21 protein-coding genes are annotated in these 22,630 nt (G+C 70.3%); 4 read left to right on the top strand and 17 right to left on the bottom strand.

Annotated features, from left to right (window positions below):
• Window positions 1–45: 45 nt before the first annotated feature.
• Window positions 46–651: a GrpB family protein gene (locus DY023_RS09475; RefSeq protein ID WP_116242092.1), complete on the top strand. Its 606-nt coding sequence runs from the start codon at window positions 46–48 to the stop codon at window positions 649–651.
• Here the strand turns inward: DY023_RS09475 and aroQ are convergent.
• The 12 genes from aroQ to DY023_RS09415 all read right to left on the bottom strand — a co-directional run bounded on the left by aroQ (window position 648) and on the right by DY023_RS09415 (window position 12,926).
• Complete coding sequence (aroQ, locus tag DY023_RS09470; RefSeq protein ID WP_116242091.1) at window positions 648–1,094, bottom strand: type II 3-dehydroquinate dehydratase; 447 nt, start codon at window positions 1,092–1,094, stop codon at window positions 648–650. The two genes, DY023_RS09475 and aroQ, sit on opposite strands and share 4 nt — an antisense overlap.
• Window positions 1,091–1,615: a GNAT family N-acetyltransferase gene (locus tag DY023_RS09465; protein WP_116242090.1), complete on the bottom strand. Its 525-nt coding sequence runs from the start codon at window positions 1,613–1,615 to the stop codon at window positions 1,091–1,093. Before DY023_RS09465 ends, aroQ begins: the two co-directional genes overlap by 4 nt.
• Window positions 1,612–2,691 carry a 3-dehydroquinate synthase gene (aroB, locus tag DY023_RS09460; RefSeq protein WP_116242089.1) on the bottom strand — a complete coding sequence of 360 codons (1,080 nt, stop codon included), beginning with the start codon at window positions 2,689–2,691 and terminating at the stop codon, window positions 1,612–1,614. Before aroB ends, DY023_RS09465 begins: the two co-directional genes overlap by 4 nt.
• Window positions 2,688–3,209: a shikimate kinase gene (locus DY023_RS09455; protein WP_116242088.1), complete on the bottom strand. Its 522-nt coding sequence runs from the start codon at window positions 3,207–3,209 to the stop codon at window positions 2,688–2,690. The genes aroB and DY023_RS09455 overlap by 4 nt, the downstream gene beginning before the upstream one ends.
• Window positions 3,210–3,215: 6 nt before the next feature.
• Window positions 3,216–4,442, bottom strand: coding sequence for a chorismate synthase (gene aroC / locus DY023_RS09450; RefSeq protein ID WP_116242087.1), 1,227 nt, complete (start codon window positions 4,440–4,442; stop codon window positions 3,216–3,218).
• A 20-nt stretch (window positions 4,443–4,462) separates the two neighbouring features.
• Entirely contained in the window at window positions 4,463–5,275 is an 813-nt protein-coding gene (locus tag DY023_RS09445) for a shikimate dehydrogenase family protein (protein WP_116242086.1), read from the bottom strand.
• The gene (mltG, locus tag DY023_RS09440) at window positions 5,275–7,317 is read right to left on the bottom strand and encodes an endolytic transglycosylase MltG (RefSeq protein ID WP_245958651.1); all 2,043 of its coding nucleotides are present in this window, start codon (window positions 7,315–7,317) and stop codon (window positions 5,275–5,277) included. Before mltG ends, DY023_RS09445 begins: the two co-directional genes overlap by 1 nt.
• Before the next feature lie 2 nt (window positions 7,318–7,319).
• Window positions 7,320–7,793 (bottom strand): Holliday junction resolvase RuvX, encoded by a 474-nt coding sequence (ruvX, locus tag DY023_RS09435; RefSeq protein ID WP_116242085.1) that lies wholly within the window; start codon window positions 7,791–7,793, stop codon window positions 7,320–7,322.
• A complete protein-coding gene (alaS, locus tag DY023_RS09430) occupies window positions 7,790–10,450 on the bottom strand; it encodes an alanine--tRNA ligase (RefSeq protein ID WP_116242084.1) in 2,661 nt (886 codons plus the stop codon). Before alaS ends, ruvX begins: the two co-directional genes overlap by 4 nt.
• A gap of 66 nt (window positions 10,451–10,516) precedes the next feature.
• Window positions 10,517–10,708, bottom strand: coding sequence for a hypothetical protein (locus DY023_RS09425; RefSeq protein WP_116242083.1), 192 nt, complete (start codon window positions 10,706–10,708; stop codon window positions 10,517–10,519).
• A gap of 80 nt (window positions 10,709–10,788) precedes the next feature.
• Window positions 10,789–11,418: a 30S ribosomal protein S4 gene (gene rpsD, locus DY023_RS09420; RefSeq protein ID WP_116242082.1), complete on the bottom strand. Its 630-nt coding sequence runs from the start codon at window positions 11,416–11,418 to the stop codon at window positions 10,789–10,791.
• 176 nt (window positions 11,419–11,594) lie between these two features.
• Window positions 11,595–12,926, bottom strand: a complete 1,332-nt coding sequence (locus DY023_RS09415; protein WP_116242081.1) for a replication-associated recombination protein A — start codon at window positions 12,924–12,926, stop codon at window positions 11,595–11,597.
• Window positions 12,927–13,017: 91 nt separating this feature from the next.
• Here DY023_RS09415 and DY023_RS09410 point away from each other — a divergent pair, with 91 nt between their 5' ends.
• The gene (locus DY023_RS09410; RefSeq protein WP_116242080.1) at window positions 13,018–13,317 is read left to right on the top strand and encodes a hypothetical protein; all 300 of its coding nucleotides are present in this window, start codon (window positions 13,018–13,020) and stop codon (window positions 13,315–13,317) included.
• Between the two features lie 10 nt (window positions 13,318–13,327).
• Here DY023_RS09410 and DY023_RS09405 read toward each other — a convergent pair whose 3' ends face one another.
• Genes DY023_RS09405 through nirB form a run of 4 tightly spaced genes read right to left on the bottom strand, consistent with a single transcriptional unit; the run spans window position 13,328 to window position 18,145 of the window.
• Window positions 13,328–14,452, bottom strand: a complete 1,125-nt coding sequence (locus DY023_RS09405) for a uroporphyrinogen-III synthase (RefSeq protein WP_116242079.1) — start codon at window positions 14,450–14,452, stop codon at window positions 13,328–13,330.
• The gene (gene cobA, locus DY023_RS09400; protein ID WP_116242078.1) at window positions 14,449–15,213 is read right to left on the bottom strand and encodes a uroporphyrinogen-III C-methyltransferase; all 765 of its coding nucleotides are present in this window, start codon (window positions 15,211–15,213) and stop codon (window positions 14,449–14,451) included. The genes DY023_RS09405 and cobA overlap by 4 nt, the downstream gene beginning before the upstream one ends.
• Entirely contained in the window at window positions 15,210–15,578 is a 369-nt protein-coding gene (gene nirD / locus DY023_RS09395; protein ID WP_116242077.1) for a nitrite reductase small subunit NirD, read from the bottom strand. Before nirD ends, cobA begins: the two co-directional genes overlap by 4 nt.
• The gene (gene nirB, locus DY023_RS09390) at window positions 15,575–18,145 is read right to left on the bottom strand and encodes a nitrite reductase large subunit NirB (protein WP_181905790.1); all 2,571 of its coding nucleotides are present in this window, start codon (window positions 18,143–18,145) and stop codon (window positions 15,575–15,577) included. The genes nirD and nirB overlap by 4 nt, the downstream gene beginning before the upstream one ends.
• Window positions 18,146–18,331: 186 nt before the next feature.
• Between nirB and DY023_RS09385 the strand changes: the two genes are divergently transcribed.
• Together DY023_RS09385 and DY023_RS09380 are read left to right on the top strand one after the other, a co-directional pair.
• The gene (locus tag DY023_RS09385; RefSeq protein WP_181905789.1) at window positions 18,332–19,708 is read left to right on the top strand and encodes a DUF349 domain-containing protein; all 1,377 of its coding nucleotides are present in this window, start codon (window positions 18,332–18,334) and stop codon (window positions 19,706–19,708) included.
• A 70-nt stretch (window positions 19,709–19,778) separates the two neighbouring features.
• Window positions 19,779–20,339: a hypothetical protein gene (locus DY023_RS09380; protein WP_181905788.1), complete on the top strand. Its 561-nt coding sequence runs from the start codon at window positions 19,779–19,781 to the stop codon at window positions 20,337–20,339.
• Here DY023_RS09380 and DY023_RS09375 read toward each other — a convergent pair.
• On the bottom strand, window positions 20,318–22,567 hold the full coding sequence (locus DY023_RS09375; protein ID WP_116242074.1) for a RelA/SpoT family protein: 2,250 nt from the start codon (window positions 22,565–22,567) through the stop codon (window positions 20,318–20,320). The genes DY023_RS09380 and DY023_RS09375 overlap by 22 nt on opposite strands.
• Window positions 22,568–22,630 lie beyond the last annotated feature (63 nt).

The following is a 22,630-nucleotide window of genomic DNA, read 5'->3' as shown; positions in this document are numbered from 1 at the left end:
CATTCTACGCGATGCCCGCAAATCGGCCGGCGCTAGGCTCTCGGAATGCCCATCGCCGCCGACCTCCGCACGTTCTCCGACGATTCGCCGCCCGCCGGGCAGTCACCGTACCTCAGGCCGCCGAGCCGCGCTCCGATCGCCGTCGTGCCCTACGACGACGCCTGGCCCGATCGATTCGCGCAGATCGCCGCCGGCATCCGCGACGTGCTCGGCCCCCGCGCTCTGCGTGTCGAGCACATCGGTTCGACGTCGGTGCCCGGCCTCGCAGCGAAGCCGATTATCGACATCGATCTGACCGTCGCCGACCCCGCGGATGAAGCCGGATACGTCCCCGCGCTCGTCTCCTCCGGCTGGGTGCACACCGTCCGCGAACCCTGGTGGCACGAGCATCGGATGCTCAAGCTCACCGAGCCGAGCGTGAACCTGCATGTCTTCGGGCCGGACTCCCCCGAGCCGTGGCGGCACACCGTGCTGCGCGACCATCTGCGCGCAGACGCAGCTGACCGCGAGCGCTACGCGGCGGTCAAGGTCGAGTCCGCTCTCGCGGCGAACGTCGCACACGAGACGGTCGACGAGTACAACGCCCGCAAGCAGCGGGTGCTCCGCGAGATCATCGGCCGGGCCATGGATGCCGCCGGCATCCCGGTCTAGTCCGGCAGCTGCGCGACGAGTTCCCGCACGGCCTCGGCATACCCGAGCACCCCGTGGCCGACCACGCGCACCGCGGCGACGTCATGCAGGTACGAGAAGTGCCGGAACTCCTCGCGCTTGTAGACGTCCGAGATGTGCACCTCCGCGAAGGGCAGTTCGACTCCGGTGAGCGCATCGCGCAGCGACACCGAGGTGTGCGTCAGTCCGCCCGGGTTGATGACGATGCCGGCGCAGTCCTCGCGGGCGGCATGGATCGCATCGATCAGCACGCCCTCATGGTTGCTCTGCACGGCGCGTACTTCGTACCCGAGAGCGGATGCCGCATCCGCCGTGAGCCGCTCCACGTCCGCCAGCGTCTCGGTGCCGTAGACGGCGGGTTCACGAGTGCCGAGCAGATTCAGGTTCGGACCGTTGACGAGCAGCAGACGACGGGGCGGGGTCACGCGCCCACGCTATCAGCGGCGCCGAGCGCGCGGACCATCACGTACTCCTCGCCGTTGTCCAGCTGCGTGATCTCGCCGGTCCGCACGAACCCGCAGCGCTCGTAGGCCCGCTGCGCTCGATGGTTGTCGACGTGCACCTCGAGGTACAGCGCGGTGCGCCCCGTCTGCCGCGCCCACGATGCCGCGGCGCCGAAGAGAGCCTCGATCGCGCCTGCCCCGCGATGTCCGTCGGCGACGTACACGCCGACGACCAGACCCGAGCCCGGATGATCACGATGGTCGAGCACGGTCGCCGACCCGAACCACGCGCCGTCCTCGGCGATCGCGACGAACTGCGCCGCCTGGTCGCCGGACGCCGCGTTGCGCGTGCGCTCCTGCCAGAACTCGTCGGGCTGCGCCGAGGCGTGCTCGAGGGTGTCCAGGAAGGCGAGGTGCGCGATCTCGTCGGCGAGGGCACGCAGTCGCAGCGCCTTCACCTCGGCCCACTCGTCGGACGCGACCCGCCGGATCTCGACGCTCACGCCCCCACCTCCTGGTAGGCCGCGAACATCAGCGACTCGTCCGGCGCCTGAAGCACGGTCGGCTTCGCGATGTCGTCCAGCACGATGAAACGCAGCATGCCGCCTCGGGCCTTCTTGTCGCGCTGCATCGTCGCGAGCAGCTGCGACCAGGCACCGGCCCGGTAGGTCGTCGGCAGGCCGAGCGTCTCGAGGATGCTTCGGTGCCGGTCGACGGCCTCGTCGGACAGGCGCCCGGCGAGCCGCGACAGCTCGGCGGCGTACATCATGCCGACCGAGATCGCCGCGCCGTGCCGCCACTGGTAGCGCTCGGCGTGCTCGATGGCGTGTCCGAGCGTGTGCCCGTAGTTGAGGATCTCGCGCAGCCCCGCCTCGCGGAAGTCATCGGAGACGACCTTGGCCTTCATGTCGATGGCGAGCTCGATCGTGCGACGGAACTCGTCGGTGGTGGGGTCGATCGCGCGCTCGGGTGCGGCCTCGACGATGTCGAGGATCTCCGGGGCCCAGATGAAGCCCGCCTTCACGACCTCGGCGTAGCCCGCTGTCGCCTCGTTCGCGCTGAGGCTGGTCAGCTCGTCGAGGTCAGCGATCACCGCGCGCGGCGCCCAGAACGCACCGACCATGTTCTTGCCCTCGGCGGTGTTGATCCCGGTCTTGCCGCCGACCGCGGCATCCACCAGCCCGAGCACCGTCGTCGGCACCTGCACGACCTGCACGCCGCGCAGCCAGGTGGCTGCGACGAAGCCGGCGACGTCCGTCACCGAACCTCCGCCGTAGCCGATCACGGCGTCGGTGCGGGTGAAGTCGGCCTGACCCATGACCTGCCAGCAGAAAGCGGCGACCTCGACGCGTTTGCCCTGCTCCGCATCCGGGATCTCGGCCAGCAGCACCTCGAGCGAGCCGGTCGACATGAGACGCTCGCGCAGCTGCGCCGCGCGCGCCGCCAGCGTCGGCGGGTGCACGACGAGCACCTTGCGGACTGCGGGATCGAGCGCCTCTGCGACCTGGTCGAGGATGTCGCGCCCCACGGTGATCCCGTAGTTCTCGCGTCCGGTGACGCCGATCGTCGTGGTGCTCATGCCTGTTCCTTCCGCCATTGGGCGATCTCGTCCGCGATCTTCCGCATCGGACGCTTCGAGGTGTCGACGGTCAGGTCGGACACCTCCTCGTACCATCCGCGTCGCGCCTGGAAGATCTCCTCCCAGCGCGCGACCGGATCCTCTCCTGCCAGCAGCGGCCGCCCGCCGCCGGTGATCCGCGCGGCCACCGCCTCGGCGCTCACCGTCAGGTAGACGACCGGATGCCCGGACAGAAGCGTCCGGGTACCGGCATCCGTCACCGCGCCGCCGCCCAGCGACACCACGCCGCCTTCGGCCAGCGCGACGGCGACCGCCTCGCGCTCCAGCTCGCGGAAATGCGCCTCGCCGTGCGCCTCGAACAGCTCCGGGATCGGACCGTGCGCGGCGACGATGCGCTTGTCGGTGTCGATGAAGGGCACCTCGAGAGCGCGTGCCACCCGGCGCCCGACGCTGGTCTTGCCCGCGGCCATCGGCCCGACCAGCACCAGCGTGAGCGGGTGCTCAGCCGCGCTCGTCATCGGCGATCAGGCCTCTTCCTGCGCGATCAGGGCGGCCTCCGACGCCGGCGCGGTGCGCAGCGCCTCGGGGATCGCCTCGAGGTAGGAGTTCAGGTTGCGCCGGGTCTCGCCGACGCTGTCACCGCCGAACTTCTCCAGCACCGAGTTCGCGAGCTCGATCGCGACCATGGCCTCAGCCACGACACCGGCCGCGGGCACCGCGCACACATCGGAGCGCTGGTGGTGCGCCGTGGCCTGCTCGCCGGTGGCGACGTCGATCGTCCGGAGCGCGTGGGGCACGGTCGCGATCGGCTTCATACCGGCGCGCACGCGCAGGACCGTCCCCGTGGACATCCCGCCCTCGGTCCCCCCGGCGCGGTCCGAGCCGCGGGTGATGCCGTCCTCGGCCTCGAACAGCTCGTCGTGCGCAGCGGAGCCCCGGCGGCGCGTGGTCTCGAAGCCGTCTCCGACCTCGACGCCCTTGATCGCCTGGATGCTCATCAGAGCCTGTGCGAGGCGTCCGTCGAGGCGACGGTCCCAGTGCACGTGCGAGCCGAGCCCGGGAGGCAGCCCGTAGGCGAGCACCTCGACGATGCCGCCGAGCGTGTCGCCGTCCTTACGGGCAGCATCGACCTCGGCCACCATCAGCGCGGAGGTGGCTGCGTCGAAGCAGCGCAGCGGATCGGCGTCCAGCGCGTCCACGTCGTCCGGGGTCGGCAGCGCGGACCCGTCGGGTACCTGCACCGGCCCGATCGACAGCGTGTGGCTGACGAGGCGGATGCCGAGCTCGGAGAGGAACGCCCGGGCTACGGCGCCGAGGGCGACGCGGGCAGCGGTCTCACGGGCGCTGGCGCGCTCCAGGATCGGACGGGCCTCGTCGAAGTCGTACTTCTGCATGCCGACTAGGTCGGCGTGGCCGGGGCGCGGACGGGTCAGTGCGGCACCGCGACCGCGCGACTTGTCGGTGAGGTCGACGGGTGCCGGGTTCATCACCTCGGTCCACTTCGGCCATTCGGTGTTGCCGATGCGCAGCGCAACGGGGCTGCCCAGCGAGAGCCCGTGCCGCACGCCGCCGGAGATGGTGAGTTCGTCCTGCTCGAACTTCATGCGCGAGCCACGGCCGTAGCCGAGCTTGCGCCGCTGCAGGTCGGCCTGGATTCCCTCGGCCGAGATGGGGACGCCGGAGGGCAGGCCCTCCATGACGGCGATGAGTTCGGGGCCGTGCGATTCGCCGGCCGTGAGCACGCGGAGCATTGCTCCAGTCTCCCATGCCTTCAGGACAGTGCTGAGCGCATTACCTCGATCAACGCCGCTTCACCGGGGAGCAGCGTCTCCTGCGTGCCGTACCGGAAGATGCGGATCTGCCGCACCGCCTGGTGCAGCAGCATCTCCAGACCGGAGAGCACGGTCCCTCCGGTCCAGCGCGCGGCCAGCGCCGACGGCCACGGCGCGTAGGCCGCATCGAGCAGGACGCCGCCGTGCGCCGCGAGCGCATCAGCCGTCGCGTCGTCCAGCACTGTCCCGCTGGGCAGCGTCGCGACCGTGAGATCGGCAGCGGATGCCGGCTCGGTGAAGGCGGTCACCGACGTCCGCACCCCGACCCGCTCGCCGAGGCCGACGAGGTGCACCGCCGCCTCCGGGCGCCGGGCCCGGATCTCGATGCGCTCGGCGCCGAGATCCGCGGCAGCCACCAGGGCGGATGCCGCGGTCGCCCCCGCCCCCAGGATCCGCGCGCTCCCGATGCCGGTGACCCCGGCCTCCGTGAAGGCGTCCACGAGTCCACCGACATCCGTGTTGAAGCCACTCAGCCTGCGGCCGAGCAGCAGGGTGTTCACCGCGCCGGTCAGCTCGGCGTGCCTGTCGTGCTCCTCGGCCGCCCGGAAGGCCTGTTCCTTCAGCGGCATCGTCAGCGAGAGGCCCCGCCAGCTGTCGTCCAGCCCGCGCAGCGCCTCGCCGAACCCTGCGGCATCCACCTGCCGGCGATCGTACGTCCAGTCCAGGCCGAGCAGCCGATACGCCGCGGCGTGCAGCTGCGGCGACCGACTGTGCGCAATCGGGTCGCCCCACACCGCGAGCCGACTGGGCATCAGTAGCAGCCGCCGTCCGGGTTGTCCTTACACCACTGCTGGTACTTCTTCTCCGCCGCCTGCTGCTCCTCGTACGTCGCCGAGAACACGGTCTCGCCGGTGTCGAGGTTGACCGTGACGAAGTAGAACCACGGACCGTCGGCCGGGTTCTGCGCGGCCTTGATCGCGGCATCGCTCGGGCTGGCGATCGGACCCGCCGGGAGTCCGGCATGCACGTACGTGTTCCAGGGGTTCTGGTCGGTCGAGACTTCCTTCCAGGGCCACGACGAGACTGCGCCGTCGTGGGTCAGGCCGTAGCCGTACTGCGCGGTCGAGTCCATCTGCAGCAGTCCGTGAGTCTCGTCGTTGTTCGGCTGCAGTCGGTTGTCGATGACGCGGGAGACCTTGTCGAAGTCCGCGGTGTGGCCCTCACGCTGCACGATCGATGCGATGGTGAGGATGCGCTCCTCATCCCCCGCCGCCACGCCGGCATCCTTCAGCGACTGCCGGGTACGGTCGACCATCTTCTGGATCACGTCCTTGGCGGTCGAACCGGGATCGAACGTGTAGACCGCCGGGAACAGCCAGCCCTCGAGGCTGTCGGCCTGCACGCCGTAATCCGCGGGTTTCGCGACAGCTGCCTGAAGCTCTTCCAGAGGCATGCCGAGCGAATCGGCGACGGCCGGCAGGAAGGTCTTGATGCGGCCTCCCTCGGGCACCGACGCGGTGTTCTCCATGCGGTTGTTCTCGTCACGGAGTGCCTCGAGCGCGGCTTCCGCGGTCATCTGCTTCTTCAGCTTGTACACGCCGGGATAGAACGTCACCGCGAGATTCTCGTCGACGAGCATGTCGTAGAACACCGAATCGGTCTTGGTCACGCCGGCCTGGTACAGCGCAGTCGAGATCGGCTGTCCTGTGTCGCCGTCCTTGATCGTGACGAAGGCCTCGCCCTTCTCCTGACCGGGCTCGTAGTCCTTCGGCGGCCCCCAGCCCATGACCTCGTTGATCTTGTCGCTGTAGGTGTTGTAGACCCAGGCGCCGCCGGCGGCGATGCCGCCGAGGATCGCGAAGAGCACGATCAGAGCGATCAGGCAGCCCTTGCCGCGCTTCTTCTTCGGCTCACCGTGCGACTCGGCGGCGAAGAGCGAATCGAAGTCCGTCGGGCCGCCGGAGCCACCGCCGAACAGCTCGGTCGCCTCGTCCGGCTCAGAGGGAGCTGCGGGGGCCGGCGTTGACGCCGGTCCGGGCTGCTCCTGTGACGCGGAGCGTCGTACGGGTTCAGGGTCGAATGCGGCGGCCTGCGCGAACGACTCCCCCGCGGGTTCCGGTGCGGATGCCGCCTGCAGTTCCGCGTCGTCGCGGAGGGCGGGAACGGTCGCGATCGGATACGAGGCCGTCTGCTGCTCCACGATGGCCTGCGAGCCCGTCACCGTGATCGCGAAGGGACCGGTGATCGACGGCGCCTCCGGCACCCGCGGCGCTGGCTCTGAAGCGGACAGCGGCACGACGGGTCGCGGCTGTGCGGATGCGGCGTGATGGGGCTGCGCGGCCGCCTCGGGCTGCACGGCCTGCACCGGCTGCGGCGCCGGTGTCGCATGCTGCGGTGCCGCCATCTGCTGCTGGGCAGAGATCTGCGCTGCGGCCTGCTGCTGCTCGGCACGCTGCTGGGCCGCGAACTGCTCGGCTGCCGCCTGCTGGGCCGCGCGCTGCTGCGCCGCGAACTGCTCAGCCGCCGCCCGCTGCTGAGCGACACGCTGCTGAGCGGCGAACTCTTCCGCGGCGGCCTGCTGCTGGGCCGCGAACTGCGCTGCCGCGGCCTGCTGCTGCGCCAGGAACTGCTGCTGCGCAGCCTGCTGGGCCGCTGCCTCCTGCGCTGCGCGCTGGGAGACGACGGGGATGGCACCCGACGCCTGGCGCGCCTGGCGCGCCGCGCGCCGTGAACCGGCGGGTGCGGGGGTTCTGTCGGGCTCCGGCAACTGCGAACCGGCGGTAGGCAGATTGTCGAAGAGATCGCTGAGCCTCGGGGGCTGGCTCTGCGGGTTCTGACTGCCGGGGTCGGGCATGGTCAGGATTGCTCCTCGGGTGAGTCGATGATCGCACCGGCGGGGGTACCGGTGCTCTTCTCGGTGTCGATCGCATGCTGCAGCAGCACTACTGCGGCGACCTGATCCACAATGCTACGAGACTTCTTCTGAGATCTGCCCGAAGAGCGCAGTGCGGTGTGTGCGGACACCGTACTGAGCCGCTCGTCGACCATCCGCACCGGCAGGCCGGTCCGCGCCCCCAACGCCGCGGCGAACTCCCGCGCATCCGTCGTCGAGAGCGTCTCCTCGCCGCGCATGTTCACCGGAAGTCCGACGACGAGCTCCATCGGTTCCCACTCCGCGCACAGTTCCGCGATGCGGGTCACCGAGGTGTCCGACCGCGGAACGGTCTCGACGGGCACCGCCAGCATGCCGTCGGGATCGCAGCGGGCTACACCGACCCGCGCCTTCCCGACGTCGATGCCGAGGCGGATGCCGCGTCGGAAGCCGCTCACGCGCCCTTCAGCTCCGTCACGACCGCGTCCAGCGCGGCGTCGAGCGCCGACGCATCGGTGCCGCCGCCCTGCGCGACATCATCCTTGCCGCCACCGCCGCCGCCCAGCACGCCGGCTGCGATGCGGACCAGCGCGCCGGCCTTGGCACCCGCCGCACGCGCGGCGTCGTTGGTGGCGATCACGACGATCGGGCGACCGTTCGCGACACCGCCGAGCGCGACGACCGCGGCATCCGACCCGAGCCGCTCGCGCACGCTCAGGGTGAGCGTGCGCACGTCGTCGGCGGAGCCGATCTCACCGAGCGATGCGGCGACCACATGGAACGCGCCGGCGGGCTTCGCCGATTCGGCGAGTGCGGGGACCCGACCCTCGCGCTCCTTGGCCTCGAACTGCGCGATGCGCTTCTCGGCGGCCTTCAGACTGGACTGCAGCTCCTCGATGCGCGTGGAGAGCTGGTCGCGCGGAGCCTTGAGTGCGGCGGACAGCTGCGACACGACCGTGCGCTCGGCGGCCAGCTCGCGGAACGCGTCCTGTCCCACCAGCGCCTCGATGCGGCGGTTGGACGCGCCCACCGACGACTCGCCGACGACGCTCACCAGACCGATCTCGGCACTGGAGGAGACGTGGGTTCCTGCGCAGAGCTCACGCGACCACGGGCCGCCGATGTCGACCATCCGCACCACGGAGCCGTACTTCTCGCCGAACAGCGCCATGGCGCCGGCCTCCTTGGCCTCGTCGAGCGAGACGATGCGCGTGGTCACCTCGAGCGCGTCGTTCACGGCGCGGTTGGTGATGTCCTCGATCTCCGAGCGCGTCTCGACCGACAGCGGCTGCGACCAGGCGAAGTCGAACCGCATGTAGCCGGCGCGGTTCAGCGAACCGGACTGCGTGGCCGTCTTCCCGAGCGTGTCGCGGAGAGCCGCGTGCACGAGGTGCGTGGCGGAGTGCGCCTGACGTGCGGCGCGCCGGTTCGCGGCGTCGACCACGGTGGTGGCGCGGTCGTCGACGGCGACGGAGCCCGACGCGACGTGCACCGTGTGGCTGATCAGGCCGGGCACCGGCTTCTGCACATCGAGCACGTCCAGCTCGAAGCCGGTTCCCACGATCGTGCCCTTGTCGGCCACCTGGCCGCCGGACTCGGCGTAGAGGGTGGTCTCGGCGAGGATCACCTCGGCGACCTGGCCCTCCGACGCGGTCTGCACGGGTGCGCCGTCCACGATCAGGCCGAGGATGCGCGAGTCGGTCTGCAGATCCGTGTAGCCGGCGAACAGCGTCTCGCCGACGGCGCGGAACTCGCGGTACACCGAGACGTCTGCCAGCTGGCGCTTGCGGTTGCGGGCGTCGGCCTTCGCGCGCTCGCGCTGGCCGCGCATGAGCTCGTCGAACGCCGGACGGTCGACGTCGAGCCCGGCCTCCTCGGCGACCTCGAGGGTGAGGTCGATCGGGAAGCCGTAGGTGTCGTGCAGCAGGAACGCCTCGGAGCCGCTGAGGGTCGAGCCGCCGGCCTTCTTCGTCTCGTCCAGCGCCAGGTCGAGGATCGTGGAGCCCGAGGCGAGCGTGCGCCGGAAGGTCTCCTCCTCGGCGAACGCGGCCGCCGACAGCACGGACCAGTCGGTCTCGAGCACCGGGTAGGCCGACTTCATCGCGTCCTTCGACACCTCGAACAGCTCGGGGAAGCTCGGGGCGTCGACGCCGAGCAGGCGCATGGCGCGCACCGTGCGGCGCATCAGGCGGCGCAGGATGTAGCCGCGACCCTCGTTCGACGGACGCACGCCGTCGGACAGCAGCATCAGCGAGGAGCGCACGTGGTCTGCGATCACGCGGAAGCGCACGTCGTCCTCGTGCACAGCGCCGTACGTGCGACCGGAGAGCTCGACCGCGCGGTCGAGCACGGGGCGCACCTGGTCGGTCTCGTACATGTTCTCGACGCCCTGCTTGAGGAACGCGACGCGCTCCAGGCCCATGCCGGTGTCGATGTTCTTCTGCGGCAGCTCGCCGACGATGTCGAACTCGGTCTTGCTGCGGATGTTCTCGATGAAGTCCTGCATGAACACGAGGTTCCAGATCTCCAGGAACCGCGAGTCGTCGACGGCGGGACCGCCGTCCTTGCCGTATGCCGGACCGCGGTCGAAGAAGATCTCGGAGTCGGGGCCGCCGGGGCCCGGCTGGCCGGTGTTCCAGTAGTTGTCCGCGCGCCCCAGTCGCTGGATGCGCTCCGGCTTCAGCCCGATGATGTCACGCCAGATCGCCTCGGCCTCGTCATCGGTCTCGTAGACCGTGACCCACAGGTCCTTCTCGTCGAAACCGAGTCCGCCGTCGGCCTCGGAGGAGGTCAGCAGCTCCCAGGCGTACCGGATGGCGCCTTCCTTGAAGTAGTCGCCGAAAGACCAGTTGCCGAGCATCTGGAAGAACGTGCCGTGCCGTGCGGTGCGGCCCACCTCTTCGATGTCATTGGTGCGGATGCACTTCTGCACGTCCGCGATGCGGGGATGCGGCGCGGGGACGACGCCCGTGAGGTACGGGATCATCGGCACCATGCCGGCGACCGTGAACAGCAGCGAGGGGTCGTCGCTCACCAGGGACGCCGAGGGGACGATGAGGTGGTCGTTCTTCTCGAAGTAGTTCAGGTAGCGCTGCGCGATCTCCGCAGTTTTCATGGGGGTGTTCGGTTTCCTTGCGTGGGAACGACGCGCATCCGGAGGACGCGCAGGAAGGGGGTCGGTTCAGGCGTCTGCGCCCGGCTCCGTGAGCCGTGCTGCCTCAGCGCGGTACGCGTCGCCGACGATGTTGGTGAACTCGGTGATCCGCGAGTCGAGGTCGGCGAGGACGTCGTGGCCGCGCGGGTCCTTGTTCATGAAGTGCGCAGCGACGAACCCGCCGATCACGCCGATCAGGAGCCACAGCAGATTCTTCATTCCGCCATCCTATGACGAGAGGCGCCGGGGAATCCCCCGACGCCTCTCCACCCGTATGGGTCGCTGAGCTTGTCGAAGCGTCAGCGAGCCGCGTAGTACTCGACGACCAGCTGGACCTCACAGGTCACGGGGACCTCGGCGCGCTTCGGGCGACGCACGAGACGTGCCTGCAGCTTGTCGAGCTCGACCTCGAGGTAGCCCGGGACCGGGGGCAGGACATCGGCGTGACCGCCGGCTGCTGCGACCTGGAACGGCTCGAGAGCCTCGGACTTGGCCTTGACGTGGATGAGCTGACCCGGCTTCACGCGGAACGACGGGCGGTCCACGATCTGACCGTCGACCAGGATGTGACGGTGCACGACCAGCTGACGGGCCTGCGCGGTGGTGCGGGCGAAGCCGGCACGCAGCACGAGGGCGTCGAGACGCATCTCGAGCAGCTCGACCAGGTTCTCACCGGTCAGGCCGTCCTTGCGGCGAGCCTCGTTGAACGCGATGCGCAGCTGCTTCTCGCGGATGCCGTACTGCTCGCGCAGACGCTGCTTCTCACGCAGACGGACGGCGTAGTCGCTGTCTGCCTTGCGCTTGGTGCGGCCGTGCTCACCCGGAGCGTACGGACGCTTCTCCAGGTAGCGGGCGGCCTTCGGGGTGAGCGGGATTCCCAGCGCACGGCTGAGACGGACCTTGCGGCGGTCCTGGGACTTCGTGACCACGAAGCATTCCTTCCGATGACGCGGCCGTGTCTTTCACGGCCCGCGGACGTATCGCCTCGCTTCCCCCTCACCGGAGCGCACGCCGGGGCGCTTCGGAGAGTGTTGCAGGAGTGGAGGGATGCCCGAAAACTCGGTTTCGAGCCGATCCATGCTATCAGACGCCGGCCCTGCGCCCCTCAGCGGTCGCCGAGGATGCGGCGGATGCGCTCGAGGCGCGCGGCGACGTCGCGCTCCGCACCGAGCTGCTTCGGCTCGTAGTATCGGCGCCCGTCGAGCTCGTCCGGCAGGTACTGCTGCGGCAGCACCCCCGCGTCGGCGTCGTGCGGGTAGCGGTATCCCTTGCCATGACCGAGCCGCTTGGCGCCCGGGTAGTGCGCGTCGCGCAGGTGCAGCGGCACCCGCCCGAAGCCACCGGCCCGGACATCGGCGATGGCCTGGTCGATGCCGAGGTATGCGGCGTTCGACTTGGCCGTCGTCGCGAGATAGATCGTGGCCTCGGCGAGCGGGATGCGCCCCTCCGGCATCCCGATGAAGGCGACCGCGTCCGCCGCCGCCGTCGCGATGACCAGCCCCTGCGGGTCGGCGAGACCGACGTCTTCGGCCGCGGAGATGACCAGGCGCCGAGCGATGAACCGGGGGTCCTCCCCCGCCTCGATCATCCTGGCGAGATAGTGCAGCGCGGCGTCCGGGTCGGAACCGCGGATCGACTTGATGAACGCGCTGATCACGTCGTAGTGCTCGTCGCCCTGCCTGTCGTAGCGCAGCAGCGCCTTGTCCACCGCCTGAGCCACGTCGTCGTCGGAGACCTCGGGAGCGACACCCTCATCCGCTTTGGAGAGCGCGACGGCCGAAGCCGCCTCCAGGCCGGTGAGTGCACGACGCCCGTCCCCGGAGGCCAGCCGGATCAGCGCAGCGCGCGCGGCAGGGTGCATCGCGACCGCACCGTTCAGACCCCGGGCATCCGTGACGGCGCGATCGATGAGCACGCCGATGTCGTCGTCGGTGAGCGGCTGCAGGGTGAGCAGCAGCGATCGTGAGAGCAGTGGCGAGATGACCGAGAACGACGGGTTCTCGGTGGTGGCCGCGATGAGGATGACCCAGCCGTTCTCCACGCCGGGCAGCAGCGCATCCTGCTGGGCCTTCGTGAAGCGGTGGATCTCGTCGAGGAACAGGATGGTGGTCTGCCCGTAGAGATCGCGCTGAGTGACGGCCTCCTGCATGACCTCGCGCACGTCCTTGACGCCGGCGGTGATCGCGGAGAGCTCCACGAACCGGCGACCGGACGACCGCGCGATCGCCTGCGCGAGGGTGGTCTTGCCGGTGCCGGGCGGCCCCCACAGGATGATCGACACGGCGCCGGGCGCCGCGGCATCGGGATCTGCGAGCGCGACGATCGGCGAACCGGGCCGCAGCAGGTGCTGCTGGCCGGCCACCTCGTCGAGGGAGACGGGACGCATCCGCACGGCCAGGGGCGTCCGGCCGGACATCAGGGATGCGGGAGAGCTCATGCCTCCAGGCTAATGCGGGCGGCGGACACGGCCGCCGCCCGCATCACCGGTAGGCTCGCTCCGGACCTGTTCTCATCCCCGGGAGGACCGCATGGCCGGACGCGGCAACAACGACGCGCAGCGCGCACGACAGCAGGCGGAGCGCGCACGCCGCTACGCCGCGCGCACGGCCTGGCACGAGGGGCGCGCGCGCCGCCGCACCCGCGACAACATCGTCGCCGGCATCGCCGGCGGCCTGCTCGTGGCCGGCGCGATCGCGAGTCAGGTGGTGCACGCGGACGTCACGGCGCCCGCCCCGACCCCCTCTCCGACGACGTCCGTCCAGCCGAGCGCCACACCCACGCCGGAGCCGAGCCCGGTCGAGACCCCCGCCGAGACCCCGGCGGAATAGGTCCGCGCACTCAGTCCTCCGCCGTGATCCGGTAACCGCGCTTCACCACCGTCTGAATGAGCTCCGCCGGGCCGACAGCCTCACGCACGCGCGCCACCGCGACCTCCACGGCATGCGGATTGCGCTCGCCGCCGGGCAGCAGGGAGCCCAGTTCTGCGCGCGAGAGCACGCGCCCACCGGCATCCGACAACGCCTCCAGCAGCACGACTCCGGTGCGGGACAGTGCGATGTAACAGTCGTCGAGCAGCACGCCGCGGCTGCGCACCTCGACCCGGCCCGCGCGGGTGCGCGTAGCCGGGGCCCGCCCGCCGCCGAAGTGCGCGATCGCCGTGCGCGCCAGTGCACCGAGCCGTCCTCGGTGCGCGACCGTCGTCGCGAGATCCGCTTCGTAAAGCGGCGCGGCAGTGACAGGCCCCACCGCCGCCAGCAGAAGCCGGCCGGATGCTGCACGCCGGCGAATCGCCTCCAGGAGGCCCTGCTGCTCGGCGAACCCCAGCCAGGACCCGCTGCCCGGGGCCGACGTGAAGAGCACGGCATCCGCCTCGCCGGACGCGGCCTGCTGCACCGAGCGGCGGACGATCTCCGGGTCCGGCGCGGGCCCCCACCGGTACACGACGATGCTGCGCACGTCGGCGCCCGCGTCGGCCAGCAGCTCGTCGAGGCCGTCGGATCCGGCGCCGTGATGCTGCACCACGACGCTTCTGCCTGCGACCCCGGACGCCAGCAGGTACTCGCCGACCTCTGCGGCGGTCTCGGACTCGGCGACCCAGTCCGCGCGGAACCCCGCCTGCTGGATCGCGCCGTGGGCCTTCGGGCCCCTGGCGACGAACTGGGCGCCCCGGAGCGCTTCGGTGAGCTGCTCGTCCAGGCCGTGCTCGTGCGCGGCGTCCATCCATCCGCGGAACCCGACTCCCGTCGTAACCACGACGACGTCCGGTGGGCGCTCGATGAGCCCGCGCGTGCGTCTGAGGAGCTCGGCATCATCAGCGTGCGGCACGATGCTCATCGCAGGCGCCCGCTGCACGACCGCGCCGCGACGCTCCAGCGCCGCGGCGAGATCCGCAGAACGACGATCGGCGGCGATGATGATCGCGCAGCCGGCGAGCGTGTCCTCCACCGGCGGTGTGCCGGTCATGCCGTGCTCACCGCCCGCAGTCCGCCGGGAAGCAGCAGCCCCTCCGCAGCCACCGCGCCGATGACGATGACGGCCGGGTTCGTCACCGCGTTCTCCCTGGCATCCGCCACCAGCGACCCCAGGGTGGTGCGGATGGTGCGCTGCTGCGGTGTGGTGCCGTTCTCCACGATGGCGACGGGCGTCAGAGCGGAGACACCGGCGTCGAGGGCCGACACGGCCACGCGAGGTATCGCCGCCACCCCCATCAGCACGACCGTCGTGACCTCGGGGTCCGCCATCGCCGCGAGCATCGTGCCGGCCGGGCGCTCCGGCCCGATGATCACCTGCACGCGTGAGGCGACGCCGCGGTGGGTGACCGGGATGCCCGCGGCCTGCGGCACGGCGATCGCGCTGCTGATCCCCGGGGTCACGCTCACCGGAACACCGGCCTCCTGGCAGGCGATGACTTCTTCGCCGCCGCGGCCGAACACGAACGGATCACCGCCTTTCAGCCGCACGACGCGCCTGCCCGCAAGGGCGTGCTCCACGAGCATCGCGTTGATCCGAGCCTGCGGCACCGGATGATGTCCGGGTCGCTTGCCCACGTCGATCACGAGCACGTCCTCGGGGATGTGCGCGCGCAGTTCGTCGAACGGACCGAGCCGGTCCGCGACGATCACGTCGGCCTCGCCGAGCAGCCGCTGAGCGCGGACGGTCATCAGGTCTGCCGGTCCCGGCCCTCCGCCGACGAGATCGACCCTGCCGACCTGGGTCGAGGTCACCGGGCGACCTCGACGAACACGTCGCCGTCGATGATCCGCACCGGCCACACGCGCAGTGCGGCGTCCGCGCCGTCCACCGGCCGCTTGCCCTGGCTGTCCAGACAGCGTCCGGTGGCCAGGTCGAACACCTGCTTGTACAGCGGGGACGCGACGGTCGACGCGAAGCCGCGCGTGCCCACGATCCCGCGCGAGATGACGTTCGCACCGCTGAACGGGTCGAAGTTGTCCACGGCGTGAATGCTTCCGTCTGCGAGCCGGAACAGGGCGATCTGCCACGCGTCCAGCAGCGCGGCCCTGCCGCGCTCGACCTCGAGGTCGGCCACCGCACACAGCCGGATCAGCGTGCTCTCCATCACGAGTGTCATCGACGTACCTCCAGTGTGGTTCCGGCGATCAGGACGTGGCCCTCTCGCCGCTCTTCGGATGTTGCGGGACGGATCTGCCCGCGCTCGGCGACGTACGCGAGCGAGGGGTCGGGGGTGTCGGCGGCATTGATGAAGGAGTGGAACCGCGCCAGCTTCTCGGGATCCCGCAGCGTGGCCGCCCACTCGTCCTCGTACCGGTCCACGTGCTGCGCCATCGCGGCGTCGAGGTCGGCGCAGATGCCCAGCGAGTCCTCGAAGACGACCTCGCGCAGGCCGTCCAGACCGCCTTCGAGGTCGTCGAGCCAGGGGGCGGTGCGCTGCAGTCGATCCGCGGTGCGGATGTAGTACATGAAGAACCGGTCGATCGCCCGGATCAGCCCGGCGTCGTCCAGGCCGGAGGCCAGGAGGCGCGCGTGTTTCGGCGAGAAGCCGCCGTTGCCTCCGACGTACATGTTCCACCCGGTCTCGGTGGCGATGACCCCGACATCCTTGCCCCGGGCCTCGGCGCACTCGCGTGCGCAGCCGGAGACTCCCAGCTTGAGCTTGTGCGGTGCGCGCAGACCCCGGTAGCGCAGTTCGAGCTGCACGGCCATGCCCACGGAGTCGAGCAGCCCGTACCTGCACCAGGTCGACCCGACGCAGGACTTCACCGTGCGCAGCGACTTGCCGTAGGCGTGACCGGACTCGAAGCCGGCCTCGACCAGCCGGCCCCAGATCAGCGGCAGCTGCTCGAGGCGTGCGCCGAACATGTCGATCCGCTGGCCACCCGTGATCTTCGTGTACAGCCCGAAGTCCTTCGCGATCGCCCCGATCGCGAGCAGGCCGTCCGGGGTCACCTCGCCGCCCGGCATCCGCGGCACGACCGAGTAGGTGCCGTCCTTCTGCATGTTGGCCATGACGTGATCGTTGGTGTCCTGCAGCGTCGCGCTCTCGCCCTCGAGCACATGGGCACCCACCAGCACCGACAGGATGCTGGCGATGACCGGCTTGCAGATGTCGCAGCCGCGTCCGCGCCCGAAGCGCTCCACGATCGCGCTGAAGGTGCTGAGCCCGGTGACCTGCACCGCGTCGAACAGCTGCCGGCGCGACATGTCGAAGTGCTCGCACAGCGCGTTCGACACCGCCCTGCCGAGTCCGGCGAGCTCCTGGTCGACGACCTTCTTGACCATGAGCACGCAGGAGCCGCAGGTCGCGCCCGCCTTGGTGCATGCCTTGACGGACGCAGCATCCGCGCAGCCCTCCTCATGCACCGCCTGCCGGATGCGCCCGGCGCTCACGTTCGAGCACGAGCACACCACGGCCGCATCGGGCAGCTGCCCCTCGGGCATCTCCCCCGCGCCCTCCGGCAGCAGATACGCTGCAGGATCGGCACCGAGCCGGGCGCCGACCAGCGGCCGGAGGGCGCCGTAGGCCGACGCATCGCCGACCAGGATGCCGCCGAGCAGCGTCTGCGCGTCGTCGGACAGTACGAGCTTCTTGTAGACGCCCGCGATCGCGTCGGCGTAGACGACCTCCAGCGCGTCCGGCGCCGTCGCCATCGCGTCGCCGAAGCTCGCCACGTCGACGCCCGAGAGCTTCAGCTTCGACGAGTCGTCGTAGCCGGGGAACGCCGCCTCGCCGCCGAGCAGCCTGGTGGCCGCGACCTCGGCCATCGCGTATCCGGGGGCGACCAGGCCGACACAGCGGCCGTCGTGGCTGGCGACCTCACCGATCGCGAGGATGTCCGGATCGCTCGTCGTGCAGCTCGCGTCGATCCTGACGCCGCCGCGCGGATCGAGCACGAGACCTGCGTCGTGAGCCAGCTCGTCACGGGGGCGCACGCCGACCGCGAACACGACGACATCCGCAGCATGGATCCCGCCGTCGTCGAACACCAGCCCGGCGACGGCGCCGTGCTCGTCGGCGTCCAGCCGGGCCGTGCGCGACTCCGTGCGCACGGACAGTCCGCGCGACTCGAGCAGCCTGCGCAGCATGCCGCCGCCCGCGGCGTCCAGCTGCTGGGACATGAGCCGATCCGAGTACTGCACGACCGTGGCATCCACATCCATGCCCTGCAGCGCTCCCGCCGCCTCGAGACCCAGCAGTCCGCCGCCGACGACGGCACCGCGCAGCGGCCTGCCCAGCGTCCGTCCACGGTCCTCGACGTACTGCTTCAGGGCCTTCACATCGTCGAGGGTGCGGTAGACGAAGCAGCCGGGCAGCTCTGCCCCGTCGACCGGGACGCGCGCGGCATACGACCCGGTCGCGAGGATCAGGGAGTCATAGCGGGCGATGCGGCCGGAGCTCGTGGCGACCGTCCGCGCGGCACGGTCGATGCGCACCACAGGGTCGCCGGAGTGCAGCTGCACGCGGTCGTCGTCGAACACGGAAGGATCCAGACGGAGGTCGTCGTCGCTCGCGCCGGAGAAGAAGCCGCTGAGTCCGACCCTGTCGTACGGCGCACGTCCTTCCTCCCCGAACACCGTCACGCGCAGCTCGGGCTGCGCGCGGCTGAGCAGGCTCTCCACGAATCGGTGCGCGACCATTCCCGCGCCGACGACGACGATCTCCGTTGCTGTGCGGTCCATGTCGGCGACGATAGGGAGCCCGTGTTTCCCGGAAGTCCGCCCCGTGTTACCTCGATCGAACGATCTGCTCACAGAACGGTAACGGTCGTTGTGAGAGCTTTCCGGCACCGCCCGCACCGCGCTCTCGTACTAGGCTGAACCTCGTCCTTTCCCACTCCCGCGGTCATCCGCGCAAGGAGAAACATCGTGTCTGCCACCGAGCCCTCGAAGCCGACTCCCCCTGTCCCCGCTCCCCCGGCCGTTCCGGGGCCACGCCCCGTGCCCATGCCGCGCAAGCTGCCCGCTCAGGCAGCGTCCGTTGCTCCTGCGCCGGTCGCCCCGACGTCCTCCCCGGAGGAGATCGCCAAGTGGGGCCGGGTCTCCGAGGACGGCACGGTGGAGGTGCGCGAGGGCGACACCTGGCGCGCGGTCGGCCAGTACCCCGATGGCACCCCCGAAGAGGCGCTCGCCTACTTCGCCCGCAAGTTCGACGACATCGCCGTCAAGGTCACCACTCTCGAGAAGCGCGTCCAGACCGGCGAGGCCTCCGCCGCCGATCTCTCCAAGCAGGCGAAGCACATCGTCGGCGAGCTGACGGATGCCGCTGCGGTGGGCGATCTCGCCGGGCTCCGCGCCCGAGTCGACGCCCTGCTCGAGTCGCTCTCCGAGGCCTCGGCCCAGGAGGCGCAGGCGGCCAAGGAGGCCGTCGACGCCGCGATCGTCGAGCGCACGGCCATCGTCGAGGAGGCGGAGCGGATCGCCTCGCTCGACCTGTCGAAGGTGCAGTGGAAGCAGGTCACCGCCGACATGACGGCCCTGTTCGACAAGTGGCAGGCGCACCAGCAGACCGGGCCGCGCCTGCCGAAGGGCACCGCACAGCAGCTGTGGAAGCGATTCCGCGACGCGCGCTCCACCGTCGACAAGGCGCGTCGCGCCTACTTCTCCGAGCTGGACGACACGCACCGGGTCGCCCGCGACGCCAAGACCCGCCTGGTCGAGCGCGCCGAGGCGCTCGCGCCGCGCGGCGTCGACGGCATCCCCGCGTACCGCGGCCTGCTCGACGAGTGGAAGGCCGCCGGTCGCGCCGGACGCAAGGCCGACGATGCGCTCTGGGCGAAGTTCAAGGCCGCCGGCGATGCGCTCTACCAGGCGCGCGCCGAGCAGGCTGCCGCGGAAGAGGCGGATTCGGCGCCGAAGATCGAGGCGCGCGAGGCACTGCTCGTCGAGGCGAAGGCCGTGGCCGACGAGCCGGACATCAAGAAGGCGCGTGCCCTGCTCACCCGCATCCAGCGGCAGTGGGACGAGATCGGCCGCATCTTCCCGCGCGACAAGGAACGTGCCCTCGACGACAAGCTGCGCAGCATCGAGCAGGCGCTCAAGGGTCGCGAGGACGTCGACTGGAAGCGCAACAACCCCGAGACCAAGGCTCGGGCGAACGACCTGAGCTCGCAGCTGCTCGAGGCCATCGAGAAGCTCGAGTCGGAGCTGGCCGCCGCGGAGGCCGCCGGCAACGCGAAGGCCGCCAAGGACGCGAAGGACGCCCTCGAGGCTCGCCGCGCCTGGCTGAACGCACTCGGCGGCTGAGCCGACGGATCTTATCCACAGTCTGATGCCGGTGCCCCCTTCGCGGGGACACCGGCATCAGACTGTCAGGGTGCATCCCGCTCTCGTCTATCTGCCGGGCGACAGGCTCAGCCTCACCGAACTCGGCGCCGCCCGCCTTGACGGCCATGTCGTCGAGGTCGGCGAGGGATTCCTGCCGGCCGACACCGTCGAGGGCCCCGAGGCGCGGGCGCTGTCGCTGTCCGTCCTGATCCCTCCGGGCGGCGCGCTGTGCGGTCCCAGCGCCGCCTGGGTGCACGGCGCCGGCGACCTGCCTCCCGCACGACACCACGTGTGCCGAGCGTCTCCCGGCACCCCGCGGCTGCGCCCGGGAGCCAGGATCGTCACGCACCAGGCCGCGCTGGCACCCGCGCAGACGCTGTGGCTCGCAGGTGTCCCGGTCGCGAGCGCGGAGGTCGTGGCGATGTCCCTCGCGTCCGCCGCCGGCCGCGATCCCGAGAGCGCGGAGTGGCTGCGCGCACTCGTCGAGATCTCCCCCGGGCTGGCTGCGCGCACCCATGAGGCGTTAGCTGCCCGATCCCGCACTCCGGGCAGACGACAGGCCCTGGAGCTCCTGTCCGGACTGATCGATCAGGACGTGGTGACGCGGTAGACGTCGTACACCGCATCGATGCGACGGACGGCGTTCAGAACCCGGTCCAGGTGCACGGCGTCGCCCATCTCGAACACGAAGCGGCTCAGCGCGAGTCGCTCGTCGGTGGTCGTGACCGTCGCCGAGAGGATGTTCACATGGTGCTCGCTGAGCACCCGCGTGACATCGGACAGCAGACCGGAGCGGTCGAGCGCCTCGACCTGGATCTGCACGCGGAACACGCTCTTCGTGGTCGGCGCCCACTCCACGTCGACGAAGCGCGCCGGGTCGGCGCTGAGCGCCTTCACGTTCACGCAGTCGGCGCGGTGCACCGAGACGCCACTCCCCCGCGTCACGAAGCCCACGATGGGGTCACCCGGCACCGGCGTGCAGCAGCGCGCCAGCTTGACCAGGATGTCGTTCGCGCCGCGCACCAGCACACCGGAGTCCCCGCCGCGGGGCTCCTTCGTCGGCACGCGACCGGGAAGATCGATGGCGCCAGTCGAGGTGTCCTCGGCGCCGACCAGAGCAGTGACCTTCTCCAGCACGTGCTGGGTCGAGATGTGGCCCTCGCCGACGGCCGCGTACAGGGCGGAGACGTCCTCGTAGCGCAGCTGCTGGGCGACCTGCGCGAAGGAGTCCTGGCTCATCAGGCGCTGCAGCGGAAGGTTCTGCTTCCGCATCGCGCGCGCGATGGCCTCCTTGCCCTGTTCGATCGCCTCCTCGCGGCGCTCCTTGGTGAACCAGCCGCGGATCTTGTTGCGGGCGCGCGTGCTCTTGACGAAGGTCAGCCAGTCCTGGCTCGGCCCGGCATCCGGGTTCTTCGACGTGAACACCTCGACGACGTCGCCGCTGTGCAGCTCGGTCTCCAGCGGGACCAGACGGCCGTTCACCTTCGCGCCCATCGTGCGGTGGCCGATCTCGGTGTGCACGGCGTAGGCGAAGTCCACCGGGGTCCCGCCGGCCGGCAGGCCGATCACCCGGCCCTTCGGGGTGAAGACGTAGACCTCCTTGGCTCCGATCTCGAAGCGGAGGGAGTCGAGGAACTCGCTCGGGTCGGCCGTCTCGGCCTGCCAGTCCGATATGTGCGCGAGCCAGGCCATGTCGGTGTCCATCGGCTTGCCGTCGGGCTTGCCGCCGTTCATCCGCTCCTTGTACATCCAGTGCGCGGCGACGCCGAATTCCGCCTGCTGGTGCATCTCGTGCGTGCGGATCTGGATCTCGACGGTGCGGCCGCTGGGGCCGATCACCGTCGTGTGCAGCGACTGGTAGAGGTTGAACTTCGGAGTGGCGATGTAATCCTTGAACCGGCCGGGCAGCGGGGTCCATCGAGCGTGGATCGCGCCGAGCACGGCGTAGCAGTCGCGCACGGAGCCGACCAGCACGCGGATGCCGATGAGGTCGTAGATGTCGTCGAACTCGCGACCGCGCACGACCATCTTCTGATAGACCGAGTACAGCTGCTTCGGACGTCCGACCACCTTGCCTCGGATGCGCAGATCGCGCAGATCCTCGTCGATCGCCTCTATGACCTGCTGCAGGTACTTCTCGCGCTGCGGGGTGCGCTGCGTGATCAGGCTGGAGATCTCCGCGTAGATCTTCGGATGCAGCACGGCGAACGAGAGGTCCTCCAGCTCGCTCTTGATCGTCTGGATACCCAGGCGATGCGCGAGCGGCGCGTAGATCTCGAGGGTCTCCTTGGCCTTCTTCGCCGCCTTCTCGGGCGGTACGAAGCCCCAGGTGCGGGCGTTGTGCAGCCGGTCGGCGAGTTTGATGAGCAGCACCCGGATGTCCTTGGACATCGCGACGATCATCTTGCGGACCGTCTCGGCCTGCGCGCTCTCGCCGTACTTGACCTTGTCGAGCTTGGTGACGCCGTCGACGAGCATCGCGACCTCGTCGCCGAACGTCTCCTGCAGCTCGCTCAGCGGGTATCCGGTGTCTTCGACGGTGTCGTGCAGCAGCGCGGCGGCGACGGCGCGCGGACCCAGCCCGAGCTCGGCCAGGATCTGGGCGACGGCCATCGGATGCGTGATGTACGGCTCACCGCTCTGACGCAGCTGCCCCTCGTGCTTCTCCTTGGCGACCGTGTACGCCCGTTCGATGATCGGCAGATCACCGCGCGGATGATTGACCCGCACCGTCCGGATGAGGTTGTCGAGGTCGTTGTTCCGGGGAGCGCGCGAGAAGATCCGGGGCACGAGTCTGCGCAGACTCGAGCTCTGCGTCGTCGTCTGCGGGTCCGCCATACGCTCACACCTCCGGTCAGATCATCCTACGCGGCACGGGACCGCGGAGAGACTCCGCGGTCC

Source organism: Microbacterium bovistercoris (assembly GCF_003387575.1).
Lineage (GTDB): Bacteria > Actinomycetota > Actinomycetes > Actinomycetales > Microbacteriaceae > Microbacterium > Microbacterium bovistercoris.
This window is presented reverse-complemented; position numbering and strand designations above follow the sequence as displayed.